Annotated in this window: 16 protein-coding genes; 8 read left to right on the top strand and 8 right to left on the bottom strand. The window is 61.1% G+C overall.

The window, feature by feature from the left end; translation table 11 throughout:
* Nucleotides 1–53: 53 nt before the first annotated feature.
* Genes ACLFKU_RS24595 through ACLFKU_RS24580 form a run of 4 tightly spaced genes read right to left on the bottom strand, consistent with a single transcriptional unit; the run spans nucleotide 54 to nucleotide 2,398 of the window.
* The gene (locus tag ACLFKU_RS24595) at nucleotides 54–428 is read right to left on the bottom strand and encodes a VirB3 family type IV secretion system protein (RefSeq protein ID WP_410850776.1); all 375 of its coding nucleotides are present in this window, start codon (nucleotides 426–428) and stop codon (nucleotides 54–56) included.
* A gap of 11 nt (nucleotides 429–439) precedes the next feature.
* Nucleotides 440–862 (bottom strand): hypothetical protein, encoded by a 423-nt coding sequence (locus ACLFKU_RS24590; RefSeq protein ID WP_410850775.1) that lies wholly within the window; start codon nucleotides 860–862, stop codon nucleotides 440–442.
* The gene (locus ACLFKU_RS24585; RefSeq protein ID WP_410850774.1) at nucleotides 855–1,904 is read right to left on the bottom strand and encodes a CpaF family protein; all 1,050 of its coding nucleotides are present in this window, start codon (nucleotides 1,902–1,904) and stop codon (nucleotides 855–857) included. The genes ACLFKU_RS24590 and ACLFKU_RS24585 overlap by 8 nt, the downstream gene beginning before the upstream one ends.
* Nucleotides 1,901–2,398: a lytic transglycosylase domain-containing protein gene (locus ACLFKU_RS24580; protein ID WP_410850773.1), complete on the bottom strand. Its 498-nt coding sequence runs from the start codon at nucleotides 2,396–2,398 to the stop codon at nucleotides 1,901–1,903. The genes ACLFKU_RS24585 and ACLFKU_RS24580 overlap by 4 nt, the downstream gene beginning before the upstream one ends.
* Nucleotides 2,399–3,254: 856 nt before the next feature.
* On the opposite strand from ACLFKU_RS24580, the gene mobH reads away from it, so the two are divergent.
* The 4 genes from mobH to ACLFKU_RS24560 are packed head-to-tail and all read left to right on the top strand — an operon-like array spanning nucleotide 3,255 to nucleotide 8,605.
* Nucleotides 3,255–5,231: a MobH family relaxase gene (gene mobH, locus ACLFKU_RS24575; RefSeq protein WP_410850772.1), complete on the top strand. Its 1,977-nt coding sequence runs from the start codon at nucleotides 3,255–3,257 to the stop codon at nucleotides 5,229–5,231.
* A gap of 24 nt (nucleotides 5,232–5,255) precedes the next feature.
* Nucleotides 5,256–7,397 (top strand): type IV conjugative transfer system coupling protein TraD, encoded by a 2,142-nt coding sequence (gene traD / locus ACLFKU_RS24570; protein ID WP_410850771.1) that lies wholly within the window; start codon nucleotides 5,256–5,258, stop codon nucleotides 7,395–7,397.
* An 11-nt stretch (nucleotides 7,398–7,408) separates the two neighbouring features.
* On the top strand, nucleotides 7,409–8,107 hold the full coding sequence (locus tag ACLFKU_RS24565; RefSeq protein ID WP_410850770.1) for a DUF4400 domain-containing protein: 699 nt from the start codon (nucleotides 7,409–7,411) through the stop codon (nucleotides 8,105–8,107).
* A 54-nt stretch (nucleotides 8,108–8,161) separates the two neighbouring features.
* Nucleotides 8,162–8,605, top strand: a complete 444-nt coding sequence (locus ACLFKU_RS24560; protein ID WP_217043867.1) for an SET domain-containing protein — start codon at nucleotides 8,162–8,164, stop codon at nucleotides 8,603–8,605.
* A gap of 16 nt (nucleotides 8,606–8,621) precedes the next feature.
* On the opposite strand, the gene ACLFKU_RS24555 is transcribed toward ACLFKU_RS24560, so the two are convergent.
* The gene (locus tag ACLFKU_RS24555; protein WP_217043816.1) at nucleotides 8,622–8,834 is read right to left on the bottom strand and encodes a helix-turn-helix transcriptional regulator; all 213 of its coding nucleotides are present in this window, start codon (nucleotides 8,832–8,834) and stop codon (nucleotides 8,622–8,624) included.
* A 544-nt stretch (nucleotides 8,835–9,378) separates the two neighbouring features.
* On the opposite strand from ACLFKU_RS24555, the gene ACLFKU_RS24550 reads away from it, so the two are divergent.
* The 4 genes from ACLFKU_RS24550 to ACLFKU_RS24535 all read left to right on the top strand — a co-directional run bounded on the left by ACLFKU_RS24550 (nucleotide 9,379) and on the right by ACLFKU_RS24535 (nucleotide 11,142).
* The gene (locus ACLFKU_RS24550) at nucleotides 9,379–9,579 is read left to right on the top strand and encodes a hypothetical protein (protein ID WP_410850769.1); all 201 of its coding nucleotides are present in this window, start codon (nucleotides 9,379–9,381) and stop codon (nucleotides 9,577–9,579) included.
* A gap of 88 nt (nucleotides 9,580–9,667) precedes the next feature.
* On the top strand, nucleotides 9,668–9,892 hold the full coding sequence (locus ACLFKU_RS24545; protein ID WP_410850768.1) for a hypothetical protein: 225 nt from the start codon (nucleotides 9,668–9,670) through the stop codon (nucleotides 9,890–9,892).
* Nucleotides 9,893–10,204: 312 nt separating this feature from the next.
* Nucleotides 10,205–10,648 (top strand): hypothetical protein, encoded by a 444-nt coding sequence (locus ACLFKU_RS24540; RefSeq protein WP_410850767.1) that lies wholly within the window; start codon nucleotides 10,205–10,207, stop codon nucleotides 10,646–10,648.
* A 29-nt stretch (nucleotides 10,649–10,677) separates the two neighbouring features.
* Nucleotides 10,678–11,142 (top strand): hypothetical protein, encoded by a 465-nt coding sequence (locus ACLFKU_RS24535; protein WP_410850766.1) that lies wholly within the window; start codon nucleotides 10,678–10,680, stop codon nucleotides 11,140–11,142.
* A 577-nt stretch (nucleotides 11,143–11,719) separates the two neighbouring features.
* Here the strand turns inward: ACLFKU_RS24535 and ACLFKU_RS24530 are convergent.
* The 3 genes from ACLFKU_RS24530 to ACLFKU_RS24520 form a co-directional block, all read right to left on the bottom strand.
* Nucleotides 11,720–12,757, bottom strand: coding sequence for an IS481 family transposase (locus ACLFKU_RS24530; protein ID WP_410850765.1), 1,038 nt, complete (start codon nucleotides 12,755–12,757; stop codon nucleotides 11,720–11,722).
* Nucleotides 12,758–12,862: 105 nt separating this feature from the next.
* Nucleotides 12,863–13,333, bottom strand: a complete 471-nt coding sequence (locus ACLFKU_RS24525; protein ID WP_410850764.1) for a hypothetical protein — start codon at nucleotides 13,331–13,333, stop codon at nucleotides 12,863–12,865.
* Nucleotides 13,333–13,620: a hypothetical protein gene (locus ACLFKU_RS24520; RefSeq protein ID WP_410850763.1), complete on the bottom strand. Its 288-nt coding sequence runs from the start codon at nucleotides 13,618–13,620 to the stop codon at nucleotides 13,333–13,335. The genes ACLFKU_RS24525 and ACLFKU_RS24520 overlap by 1 nt, the downstream gene beginning before the upstream one ends.
* Nucleotides 13,621–13,647: the final 27 nt, after the last annotated feature.

Here is a 13,647-nt window from a genome sequence, read left to right as displayed (position 1 = left end):
CGATTCCGCATCGTACGGAGAGAGGGGTAGTGGCGAGAGAGTGACAGAGGGCTTCAGCACGGCATCCCCCGGGCAAAGCCTTTCGGACGGGCATTGACCTTCTGGCGCAGCAACTGGCGGGGCTCGTAATAGTCGCCCTGACGGCTGTATTTCGTATAGCAGCGGATCTGGTCAGGGTCTCGCCGGACGGCGAGCCAGAGCACAGGATGCGTGACCAGTACTGCGAGCAGCACCCAGCCGCTGCGCAGGCCGGCTGCGAAGGTTATGACGATAGCACCCTGCGCGATACACCATTTGCGGTCGATCCCGAGCAGCAGGAAGGGTTCGAGCATGGTCTTGCGGATGCGTGTCGCGAGCGGGTCCGCCGGATCCTGCGGATCGGGTTGTTCGACAGAGGCGTCACGGCTGGCGAGACGAGGCGTTTCCATGCGGACTCCCGTCAGATGCTGCCCGTGCACGCGGCACCGTGATTGAATACCTGCGCCCAGAGCAGCGGCATGTTCAGGATCGCCAGCGTGCCGAGCACGCCGCGCAGCACGTGCGTCTTGATGTTGCTGCGGCCGTCGTCGAGCAGCCACAGCACGATCGAGCCGACGAGTGCGGAGAGCGAGACGACCTCCAGCAGTTCGTTATCGAGCACGTCCTGATACACCGTGCACAGGCCGCCGTTCCAGATGCCGGCATGCGCGATGGCGGGAATCGAGCCGAGCCAGAGGGCGGCGAAAATCAGGCGCAGCGCCCGATGGTGCCGGACGACGACGGTTCGCCATGCGTCGCGCAGATCCGCGCCGTGCTGGCGGAATGCGGAGATGACCCGTCTGGTGCTGCGGAGCGGGCGGGCGCGATGATGCTGATCATGCATGGAACATCTCCTCATGCGAGGCGAAACGGGAGAAGAGGCAACGTGTCTGGTAGCGCCCATTCCCGGCGCCGAGCACTTCGCGGATTTCGACCGGGCCACGCACTGCACCCTGGCGCTCGGCGTGCACGAAGAACCGGAATGTGGAGGCGATCTTCTGGCGCAGGTCGTCGATCGACAGGAGCCGGCCTTCGTCGCTCATGCGGATGAGCGATTCCAGCCGGGCGGGCGCGGTGTCGGACGAGTCGGCATGGAACGAGACGATGGAGCCGGGGTGTCCGGTGTTCAGCGCTTCCATCAGGTCGAAAGCTTCGGCGCCCCGGACTTCCCCGACGATGATCCGGTCCGGGCGTACCCGCAGCGAGAAGCGCACGAGGTCGCGGATCGTGATGCCGAGATTGGTCTCGAACGCGACGTGATTGGGCGTATGCACTCGCAGCTCCGCCGTGTCCTCGATCGTGACGACGCGGTCTGCCTGCGGTACGGCATCGATCATCGCGTTGAGCAGTGTGGTCTTGCCGGAGGAAGTGCCACCGGAGAACGCGACATTGATGCGCTCGCGCATGACCCATTCGAAGAACTCGCGCAGCGCAGCGCCGCCCGCAGCCAGACGCTCCAGCAGCGCGGTATGGCAGCGGCGCGCGGTGAGCGGTGACGCACCTCGAAGTACATCGAACGCGCCGCTGCGCTCATAGTCGGCAAGTCCAATACGTCGACACGAATGCTTTCTGATCGACATCATGTCGCCGTGTACCGCAACCGGATGCCGGGCAGCGGCGAGGCGCAGGCCAGGCAGGCGCGCATCGAGCAGCGGGGTCTGCTCCTTTGCATTGACGTTCGCTAGGATCGTGATGGCACGGTCGAGCGCATCGGGATCGAGCTCGCACCCGGCGACGTATGTGACGCTCCCGTTGCGCTCGACGAAGATCGCGTCGGCGCGGTTGACCATGATTTCCTGCACGTCAGGATCCGCGAGCATGGTTTGCAGCGGACTGAGGTAGTCGTTCAGTACCTCAAGCGCATATTCATACGTCAACCGGCTCATTGATCGCCTCCCCATGTGAGAGGCTGGAACAGTTTCGCGATCAGCCCGGAAGCCGGCGCACCTTGCTGAACGACTGTGGGATCGGACAATGCAGAAGGCAGGCGTGAGGCCGTCGTGTTGAGTGCCCGATACACGCGGCGCGCGTACGCGATGCGCTTCTCGTGCGTACCGGCGTTGTAGGCGCCCACGGCATCCCAACTCAGGCCGAGGCGACGAAGGTTCTGCGACAGGATCCACGCGCCGACATAGGCGTTGGTGCAGCGGTCATGGAGATCGGCACGCGAGACACCAAATCGCGAAAGCATTGCGAGCCACCGGCTGTTGATCTGCATCAATCCGATATCGGTGCTGCCGTCGACATTCAGATGGACGACGTTCGCGTGCTGCCCGGACTCGACGGTGGCAATCGCGCGGACGAGCCGCGCGTTCACGTGATGAAAGCGCGCGGCGTCATCGATGCAGTCGGCCCGGCAACTGAACGCCAGCCCGGACATCACTGCACCCGCCAGAACGATCCACACACACTTCACCATTGACCTCATCCGTTGTTGCCAATCCCCACGTCGCGCCGATGATCACGAAAACCAGAAAAAGAGCCTGCCGGACGCGGGGAGCATCCCGGCAGGCCAACAGCGCGCGTCGGCCCAGGGGGAGCGGACCGACGGATTCACTGTAGGCAGCGATGGCGCGCAGATGGGCCAGATACCTGTACGTGTGTGCGTCCGGGGCGGCAGGTTTTTGCGGACTGCCTGGTCGCGGGTCGTTGCCAGGACAGACTGTCCAGCGCGATACAAAGGCGTTGGCGGAAGGCTGCAAAGGCAAGGGGAACAAAGGACGTCCAAAAGGGAAGGGCCTTATCCAAAGGCCGCGGGTGAAGCTTGGGATGAGTCGCTTCACCCGCTGAAAGGCGCAAAGGGTGAAGGGTAAAAAGGCGCTTGCAGTAAGGGAGAAAAACGCCGCGGCGAACGCCGGGAAACGTCGGAAAGGGCCAGGAAAGGACAGCCTGGCTGACCGGGACTTCCGGTCCCCGCGCGTTCGACATGACTGCATGCGACGTCCGCATGCCGTGCAGTTATTCCGGACCGGGAGTGAGGGCGACTGCGTACTGTGGGGACAGTTGAACGAGGCACTGCGCACGCCGCGCAACCCGATTGCACTTACCTCCTCCGAGCCCACATGGCACTCAGTACCGCCCTGACCTGGCTGGGACGCGCTTCAGCGGCCTCCACGAGGCTCTCCCAGCCAGCATTGCCTGCTGCGAGCGCAGCCGTTCCGACACCGCGGCGCTCGCAGCCGTCTGCGCAGCATCTGCCCGTACTCGCGTCCGGTGAGCTCCTCGTGCGAACTGGCATGCAGGGCACAGTCCGCAGTATCGGAAGCAGCCTGGGCCTGGCGGCTGAGAGTGAGCGGAGGGACGTCGCGCCGCTGATCCAGCAACTCTCCGAATTCGTGCAACTATTGCCCGCATCGGAATCCCATCATCACGCGCAGCCCGGTGGCCTGCTGATCCATCTGCTCGAGGTGGCGCGGTCTGCACTGCATTTCCGCGAGGGCTACCGGCTGCCACTCGGCGCCAGTCCCGAGGACCAGATGCAGCACGGCGCGCGATGCAGTTATGCCGTGCTGGTCGCCGCGTTGCTGCACGACATCGGTAAACCCCTGGCAGACCTGAAGATTGAAATCGTGAGCGGTACGACCGAGCGGCCCTGGGTGCCGCTGGCGGGCAGCATGAACGGGCAGGGCGGCGAGTGGTACCGGGTAGATTTTCCGGAGCCGGCGCAGCGTGATTATGGCGAGCACGCGCGGCTGTCCATCGTGCTGCTCCAGCGCCTCGTTTCCTCTGCATCGCTTGCCTGGCTCGCAGAATATCCGCCAGTCATCGACGAACTTGCAGCGTACCTCTCCGGCGACGCCGGCGCGAAGGACGGGGCACTCGCGAAGATTGTGGGGGAAGCGGACCGGCGCTCGGTTGCGCAGAACCTGCTCTCGGGCCCTCGCACCCGCTTTGCGACAGCTCGCGCCGTTCCGCTGATCGAGCGGTTGATGGGTGGATTACGGCGGTTGCTCGCCGAAGGCGAGGTGCCGATGAACCGTGCGGGTGCAACCGGATACTGCGACGGCGAATCCCTGTGGTGCGTCGCGAAGACGTTTGCCGAGGCTGTGCGGGCGTGGCTGGCCCGAAACGAACTACAACAGCCTGGTGCGGCCGGTATCCCGACCGATAACAACCGGCTCTTCGACACCTGGCAGGAGTACGGCGCGCTCGTTCCCACGCCGGAAGACGGTGCGATCTGGACCGTCGAGGTGACGCTGGGAGCCTGGAAGCAGACCTTTACGGTTCTCCGCTTTCCGCTCGACCGGCTGTACGCTAATCCAGGCCAGTATCCCCGTGCACTTCCGCCCGACGCGGTTCGAGTAGTTGAAGCCATCGAGGCTGGAATGGGCGCGGCGCCGCCGGTCGGGGACGCGTCGGCCGCCATGGCATCCAGTGCGGTCGCTGTCCATTCCAGTTTCGCGGATGCGAATGAGTCGGAACAACCAGGGCCTGCTGAGGCAACGCTTGCTCCTGAGGGAGCGCCCGCGGCACAACCCGACGCAGCGGCATCCATGTTGCTCGTCATGCCTGATCTGACTGGCGCAGCAGTCGATGAGCCCATACCGGTGTCAGCCACAAATGCTCCTCAGCCGCGTTCGGCCGTTGACTCGCCAGATTTTCTGCCTGACGTCGAGAGCGCATCGACGCTGCAGGCCGAAGCCATTCGTGACGGGAAGGCGCATAGGGCAGACCGACCTGTGCCCGACCAGGTCACCTCGCCGATGCGCCCGAAGCAGAAAGCGAAGGCGCCGGCCCGGTCCGTGGCTTCACGCGAGGGCGGCCGGCAACCGCGACCGAATGCCGAGCGTTTCATGGCCTGGGTCCAGGAAGGGATCGCGACGGGCACACTGCCGTACAACGAATCGATGGCGCGGGTGCACTTCGTGCCGGAGGGCATGCTGCTCGTGACGCCTGCGGTGTTCCGCGATTTCGCGCAGGCGCACCCCGAGGCGATCGAACAGACGCCAGCTGAGGACGGCAGAGCGCCTGAGCCATGGAAGCAGGTGCAGCGCGATTTCCAGAAATCGGGCTATCCGGTGGCGGCGGATTCCGGTGGCGCCGCGCGCTCCTATCTGCTCCACTACACGATCAAGGGTGCGGGCGGACGGCAGCTGTCCGTGATGCTCGTGCCCGAGCCCGAGCGGTTCTTCAATCCCGTTCCGTCTCCGAACGCGATGATCCAGTCGAAGCAGAAGCCGGAGCAGGATGCCGACGGCATGCGGCAGTCGTAGGCGTCGGGCGCGAGCGGACAGGCGATGGGCTATCCAGTCGAGAACCGCTTTCGCAGACCCGTCGAACTGCTGTCGTCGGTGGCCGCGCTTGCCGCAATGGGCGTGCTCTGGTCCCACCCCGCGCTGTTTCTGCTCACCCCGGCGACCGGCGGTTTGACGACTCTCGGGTTGCTCGCCCTGGCCTGGGCGCGTGCCAGGCAGGCGTGGCAACTGATCCGTTTCCAGCGCAACCTGCGGCGCCTGCCGCAGTACGTGATCCCGGCCGCGGTCATCCCGTGCTCCAGCAGGGAGGTATTTCTCGGCCGCGGTTTCCGGTGGAGCGGTATCCACACCCAGCGCCTGTATCAGGCCCGTCTTCCCGAGAACCGGCGACTGCTCGCCCGAAGCGATCTCTATGACCTCGCACGGGATCACGAGCGGCGCTATCCCGACGGCCGGCTTGCACGTATGACGCGACGGCAGGCATGGTGGAATCCCGTTGCGCCACTGCCACCGGTTGGCGGCGATCCAGCCCTGCACGGTGTGGAACCCGAAGAGCGCGGTGTCTGGTTCGACCTCGGTGAGCGTGTCGGCCATATGGCGGTGCTCGGCACGACGCGCGTGGGCAAGACCCGCCTGTGCGAGGTTCTGGTCGCGCAGGATATCCGTCGCGGCGATATCGTCATCGTGTTCGATCCGAAGGGCGACGTCGACCTGCTGCTACGCATGTATGCGGAGGCGAAACGTTGCGGTCGCGAGGGCGAATTCACGTTCTTTCATCTGGGCTACCCGGACCGCTCCGCGCGTTACAGCCCGATCGGCACCTACTCGCGAATCACGGAGGTCGCGACGCGCATCGCGGGCAACCTGCCGAAGGAGGGGCAGTCCGCCGCGTTCCGCGATTTCGTCTGGCGCTTCGTGAACGTGATGGCCCGTGCGATGAGCGCGCTTGGTATCCGTCCGACCTACGAGATGATCTACCAGAATGCGGTGAACATCGACGGGCTGGCGTTGCGGTATTTCCGCTTCTGGCTCGATCGTGACCACCCTGGCTGGGAAGATGGGCTGGAGCCACTCGAGAAGGAAGAGGCGAAGCAGGCGATGCGCCTGCAGCGCAACCAGGAAGTGCTGCAGATCGCGAACCTGATCCGTCAGCAGGGCTGGACCGATCCAATCGCCAATGGCCTGCTGTCCGTGATCAGCAACGAGCGTTCTTACTTCGACAAGCTGATCTCATCCCTCTACCCCCTCCTGGAAAAGCTCACCACGGGGCGGACGTCGGAGCTGCTGTCGCCCGACTACAGCGACCCGGACGACCCGCGCCCCGTGTTCGACTGGAACCGGGTGATGGACCGCGGCGGGATCGTATATGTCGGGCTCGATGCGTTATCCGACTTCGAGGTCGCGGGCGTGGTCGGCAACGCGATGTTTGCGGATCTCACGTCAACTGCCGGCCGGATCTACAAGTATGGGCATGGTTACGGCCAGAGCACCGCCAGCGGCAGGCGCCGCGTATCGATCCACGCGGACGAATTCAACGAACTGGTCGGCGACGAATTCGTGCCGATGGTGAACAAGGCAGGCGGGGCCGGTTATCAGGTGACGGCCTACACGCAGACGAGCGCCGACGTGGAAGCGAAGATCGGTTCGCGGGCCAAGGCAGAGCAGATCTTCGGCAACTTCAACACGCTCGTGATGCTGCGTGTGAAATACGTGACGACCGCGCAGATCCTCACCGATCAGTTGCCGATGGTCGACGTGAAGACGCTGACGCTCGCCTCGTCGGCGACGGATGCGGTGCGGCGCGGGGAGGGTGTGCATTTCACGGCGCAGACGCACGACCAGATTTCGGTACGCCCTGTGCCAATGTTGCAACCCGCCGACCTCACGCAACTACCGAAGGGCCAGGCCTTCGCGCTGATTGAGGGCGGCCAGCTGGTCAAGGTGCGGCTGCCACTGCTGGAGGAGAACGATCCCATCATGCTGCCCGGACTGGATGAGGTGGTGGCCGATATGCGGGCGAAATACGTGTCCTATGTGCAGGTCGTATCGCCGTTTGATGATGCAGGTGGGGTGGCGCCGGACGTTATCGGCGGCGCAGTGGGCAGCTTCCTGCCAGTCCTCAGCCACACCGAGCCCCTAGCCAGCGAACCCTGGGCGGTCGAGGGCAAGGGCGCAGGGTTCTGAGAGGAGCGGGCATGAGCGCGGCGCGCCGGGATGGCAACGCGGACGGTGTGAAATCGTTTTTCTGGATCGTCGATCTGGCGATCCATGCGACGCTATGGTTGATGCTTGCATCGCTTCTGTCGGTGCTGGCTGACATCGCGGCGGCTCACTTTTTCTGGCGGGACGATCCGGTGTGCGGAATTGAGACGCTGCTCCGTTATTACCTGGAACAGACATCGGATCGCGAACTCGCAAGGCGTGCCGCAGACCTCGCGTACTGGAGCTGGTTTGGCTGGACGGGCGTCGATGCCTCTGCGCGGGCGTGGCAGGCCGGGACACTGCCGGCTCAGGGCCTCGGCTCCATGCTGCGGCCCGCATTCACCGGATCAACACGCGAGGTGTTGATCGTGGCGATGATCGGAATGAAGCTGTTCGGCGTTCGCGTCTCGATGTTGCTGATGACGATCCCGCAGTTTGTGCTGGCCGTTGTGGTCGCACTCACGGATGGACTGGTGGCGCGTCACGTCAGGCGGGCGCAGGGCGGCCACGAATCTGCGACCCGCTACCACCATGCAAAGCGTGGGCTTGCATTTGGGGTGATACCGCTGACGGCCATCGTGTGGCTTGTTGCGCCGCTGTGTCTGCCCGTCTATCTGCTCTTCTGGCCGGTCTCCGTGATGACGCTGCTCGCGGTATGGAACATGGCCAAGTACTTCAAGAAGTACACGTAGGTGGCAATTTGTCTCCCCTATACTCCCGCCATGAAAGAACAGAACAGACAGGTTATGCAGCGACGTGTGGCGGTTCGACGCTCGCCCGTGGATGGGCGCGGCGTGTTTGCGTTACGGGCACTCGAAGCCGGAGAACTGATTTTCGAATACAAGGGTGAGACGATTGAGTGGACGGCGGCCATCAGACAGCATGAAAGTACAGGCACAGCTGGCCACACGTATTTCTTCGGTCTGTCGGACGGGCGCGTAATCGACGGCGGGCATCAGGGAAACAGCGCTCGGTGGCTGAACCACTCATGCAACGCCAATTGCGAGGCGCTGGAGGTCGAAGACCGTGTGTTTATCTACGCATCGACCGCGATCGCACCCGGCGAGGAACTCTTTCTGGATTACCAGCTGGCCGTTGACGATACAACGGACGAAGAGGTGAGGCTCAGCTATGTCTGCCGGTGCGGCGCCTCGGGATGCCGCGGCACGATGCTCGCCGTGGGCTCGTGATGTTGCACACGGCGATTCAGCGGCCTGATGGTAGCGCTGAGACCGACCGCTCTCGCGCGGCGCTGCGGTTCGCGAGCCATGCCTCCAGTTCTGACTCGCGCCAGCCGGTTGCACGTTCTCCGATGCGTATGGGGCGCGGAAACTCCCCACGGCTGATCATTGCATAAATGGTCGCGCGGCAGAGGCCAATTTTCTTTACAACATCCTTCATGCGCATTACCTGATCCATGGCGCATATCCTCCTGCTACTTGTTCAGCTTTGATTATCCCCCTGTCGTTTCAGCCTTCAATGGACACGCGCGAGAACGAACATGAGGTGTCGTGAGGCGGCGTGAAGATTCGCCACCCAGGCTGAAACGAAAGTGACTCTCGCCGTTACTCTTGGTTACAATAATCCGCCGTGGGTACGCTTGCGGGGGTACGCTCAGGGCCTGCGCGGTACACGCAATCTGATTCATCCTGCCAAGCACATCCAGGAGCGAAGCGAACTCCCGAAACTCCGTAGAAAAAGCAGCGCCACGAAGTGGCGAATCACGTCAAGACCAACATGGAAACAAGATGACTGTTGAAATACCTGCATGTGCCCCGTGCCCGAAGTGCCGGGAGCGAGAGCGAATCACGTCGGTGAAGGCGGCTAGCGTCGGATATATGCAATGCGATGCTTGCGGATACATGGGCCCCGAGCTGATGGCTAAACCGGGTACGCCCGAGCATCTGTTTGTGGCGGCTGTCGTGCGGGCATGGAACAACGAACCGCGTTGAACGGGAACCAAATGGCTAACTACGACGTAGATTTTTCGTACAGCAAGACCGCGACGCCCGATGTGATCGATGTGCATATGGTGATGTATTCGATACTTGGAGTACCAGACCGTCTCACTGGAAAAGCTTTGCTGGATCATATCGCAGCATATCTCCGTCGGGAAATTCGCGATATGGCAAAGATCGAGGGGCTACGCATCCGTGGTGCCTAAGGTATTTGCTTAGACGGCGGGACGGATCCGCCCTGCGATTTGCCGTTGACGGAGCGCGGCACACCATGGAAAGCAAAAGGAGTGGGAAATGACAGATGTTGGCGTCGAAGTGAGGATCAAGGATTCGCTGGTGAACGAGTTTGTGAAATCTGAATGGTATGGTGAGTTACCCGAGGGCGTCGTCGCTCACCACATAACAGCAAGCGAATGGCCGTCTGTGAAGGGGCGACTGGACGCTCGCGGGATCAAGTACAAGTGGCGAGAGTTGGCCCTGAATGCACCGCTCAATGTCGAGAACGGCGCCGATTGGTAGGAAAATGCATGGGATCCCTATACAAAAGACGGGATGCCGCTTCAAGTCGCGAATGACTTTGTCTACATCGGATCCGGTGTGCCGGTCGGGAGAATGCGCGGCGACAGAGTGTTCGGTCCAGGCGGCTGCTATGTCCGTTCAATCGTGGGAGATCGACTGGTGTATCGGTTCACCCAGAGCGCTGCAGTAGGATCACCGTTCCTGGTGGCGCACCGCGCACGCTTAGCGAGAGCACATCGAGCTGGGTTCGCTGTGTGGGGTGAAGGACCCGACATTCCGGACTGAGCAATCACGGAAAACGGAGAGTGTGTCATGGCCGCGATCGAGATTCCTGCCATCGAATTTCCCCAATGGATGCGATGGGCACATCGAGAGCGGCCGTCGCGGGATTTCGATGTGCCGGTTGGCTTCGGGCTGTTGGGCATCTATATGTTGGCAACAAGCGATGTCGATGCCGGATCGACGATCGGAGGGGATAGGTACCTTGACGAAGCAGTGCTCTACATCGGGATGTCGGCGCACGTCGAGCAACGATTAGAACAATCTCATGAGGCGGTCAAGGCGTACAAACAGCACTCTGGCGACCTTGCCGCAAGCAATCTTCGATTCACGATTTGGCATTCTGGCGCGACCAAGGGGCCGTACGAGCGAAAAGGCCCTGCTGTCGAAGCTGCGACAATAGCTGTGTACGAACGCGTGCTATTGCTCAAATATGCGGAAAAGTTTGGTCGGTTGCCTCAATTCAACGGACTGTAGATCGCGACGGAAAACAAAACGAGGACTATATGAGCGAGCTTGAACAGCGTCAGGCTGCAAGAGCGAGGAACAAGCGAGCGTTTGAGCTCAGGACAAGTACGAGGCGCGAGGAGCAAGACCTGGAAGCGGCTCTGCAAAAGAAAGAAATCACTGAGCGTCAAGCTAAGAGTATCCGGAAATTTTGGGCGGTAGCGGCAGAGATCCGGCAACGACCGCCTTCCTTTGCGGTGCAGGGCGACGCCGGGCAATACATTGGCGAGATGAAGCCGCTGACTGACTCCAGACGATGGGCGGCGTGGCGATACGGGCCGGAGTATAAGAATGGACCTGTCCTCCACGAAACCGAGCAGGCAGCACTTTGCTATGTGAGGAAGGCCAACAAATTGAGCCCGGTCGAGGAACTGAAATCGCGGATTCGTGGCGACTATGGCCGATGGGTTTTGGTTGAACTGTATTCGGGCCGATGGGCATCCAATTTGGCATGCCTGCTGTGACGATGAGGGATACTGCCGACTCATACTCAGTGAAGGTTTTTTCGACGCTGACAACCTGAGCTTTCCGACGCCTCACGAAGCACTTGCCAAGATCGTTCAGGGATATGAAGAGGAAGCTGCAGAGGTCGGGCAGTGGGTTTTGAGCGACGAAGCTCACGGGAATGACATAAGACGAGCACGAAACGATATGACGAAGCGTCAAACTGCCATCCGCGATTCGGAACACGCGGTCAAGAAAGCGCTTGGGAGGGCAAGCAAAGAACATTTGTTCGTGCAGATCGACGGTGCGCTTATAGACGCGACAATGACCGTTACTACTGTACCTGCGGACGAAGTCGGTCCATCTCATCGAAAGTATCGCTACGATCTATCCGACGGTCGGTCAGTGGCTTACGGGTATTCAAAGCGGGAGGCTTTGGACAGGCTTCTGGAGCTGGGGAAAGAGCGCGGGTGGGCAGTCTATCAGCGATTGACATAGGAAAGCGGGAGGAACGCGATTGCTCGCTCAGGTCGTCGGATAAACTGTATTAGCCGGAACTCGATCTGACAGGTGGCCGGGCCGATAGAGGGGATGGGGTCAATGGGGAATGAGTTTCTCCCTGGCGAGTTCCAGTGAATCCAGGAAGGTGCGCATTGGTGTTTTGCCATAACACCATCGCCCCTGATGCTCCCGTTCATTGTTGTACTGGTCGAGCCACGCATCAAGGTCCGTCTGCAAGGCGCCGATCGATTCGTAGATCTTCTTGCGGAAGGTGATGCGGTAGAACTCGTTGAGCATGGTCTTGTGCAGTCGCTCGACGATCCCGTTGGTCTGTGGCGACTTGGCCTTCGTGCGGGTATGGTCGATATCTTCCAAGGCCAGGTACAGCTCGTATTCGTGATGTTCGGGGTTGCCGCAGTATTCCGTGCCGCGATCCGTCAGTACGCGCAGCAGCGGGATGCCGAAGCTATCGAAGAATGGCACAACGCGATCGTTGAGCAGGTCAGCCGCCGGCAACGGCGTCTTGCGATCGTAGAGCTTGGCGAACGCGACCTTCGAGTAGGTATCGACGAAAGTCTGTTGATAGACACGGCCAACGCCCTTGAGACTCCCGACATAGAACGTGTCCTGTGCGCCGCAGTAGCCTGGACATTCGGACTCGAATTCGCCGTGTTCTTCCTTCTCGCGCTCGGCGCGTTCCAGCGCAACGAGCTGTCCCTCGGTGAGCACCAGACCTTCCTGGGCAGACTTGGCTTCCAATGCCTTCAGGCGCTTGGGCATGGTCTCCAAATCGTGGCGCAGCCAGATGCTACGGACACCCTGTGGAGAAACGGACAGGGCATGCCGCTTGAGGACTTCGTTGGCGATCCGGATTTGGCCATAGGCAGGCAATTCGAGGGCCAGTTCGACGACGGCCGCTTCGATTTGCGGGTCTACGCGGTTCTTGAGCAGCGGCCGGCGATGCGAAATCTCCTGCAGCGCGGCCTCGCCACCACGGTCGTACAGTTCCTTAAATCGGTAGAAGCTGTCGCGCGAGTAACCCATCACGCGACACGCCTGGCTGACGTTGCCAAGTTGCCGGGCCAGCTCGAGCATGCCGACCTTGGCACGGATGACCTTCTGTTCCTGAGTCATGGCGGACTCCTTGCTGTTCGCGGTGCGCATTGCCGCTACGGGCTACGCCCTCCGCGCCAATGCGCACCAGCATGAGAAACCTACCACTGTCAGATTTAGTCTAGTTCACTGCAGATAAACCACTTTTTCATTGCGACTAGAGAAGTCGTCGCTCCATATCAGTCTGATGGGATGCTTACTCTTGCTGTTCAGGGACAGGGCCGCGATGAGCTCTACTGACTGATGCGCGTCCAGTATTTCCAGCGGAAACTTCGAATCAATGTCTGATTGAATCAGGCAGCCATTGCCTTCAGGAAACTCCATGGTTACGTTGCGAGCAGCCGATTTGCCCTTATTCCAGATTTTCAGTCGCCGGTCATTGCTTCCGATCTTGATGAACGTTGCACCGAGATCGGCTTTCCGGAAATTGAGGGCTTCACTGGTTTCTTTCTCCAGCAGCAGGCTGTTTAGCCGTTCCTGGCTTTCAATGACCTGCTTTTGCTTCTGATTGAACCGGAATGTCATCCAGGTGGAGTAACCCGATAACAGCAGAGCGCCTGTGGCGATCGCGTCGCCAACGCTGATCGAGAGTGGCATCACCGGATCTTAATGTGTTTGTTGCCAGCGAACGCCTTCTTCAACGATTCGTGCAATTCCTTGCGAACATCCTTCACAACGGCCTCACGAATCTCCTTGATATGCGCTTGTACATTCTCACTGTTTGCCCTGCTCAGATCGTCCTTGGAGATTTTCAGCCCGCAATTGCCGCAGCTGAGTAACTCACCGGGCTGCCCGTCCGCACCCTCGTGAGAGAATCCGGTATTTCCGCAAGTCGGACACTGAAGAGTGATCGAGCGGCTGTATTTGCCTGCGTTGAGAGTCATCTAATTTCTCCCGTAGTGAAGTTTTGT

The sequence above is a fragment of the Paraburkholderia sp. EG304 genome (assembly GCF_046543485.1).
GTDB lineage: Bacteria > Pseudomonadota > Gammaproteobacteria > Burkholderiales > Burkholderiaceae > Paraburkholderia > Paraburkholderia youngii.
Note: the sequence above shows the minus strand (reverse complement) of the source record. Positions and strands in the feature narration are given on the sequence as shown.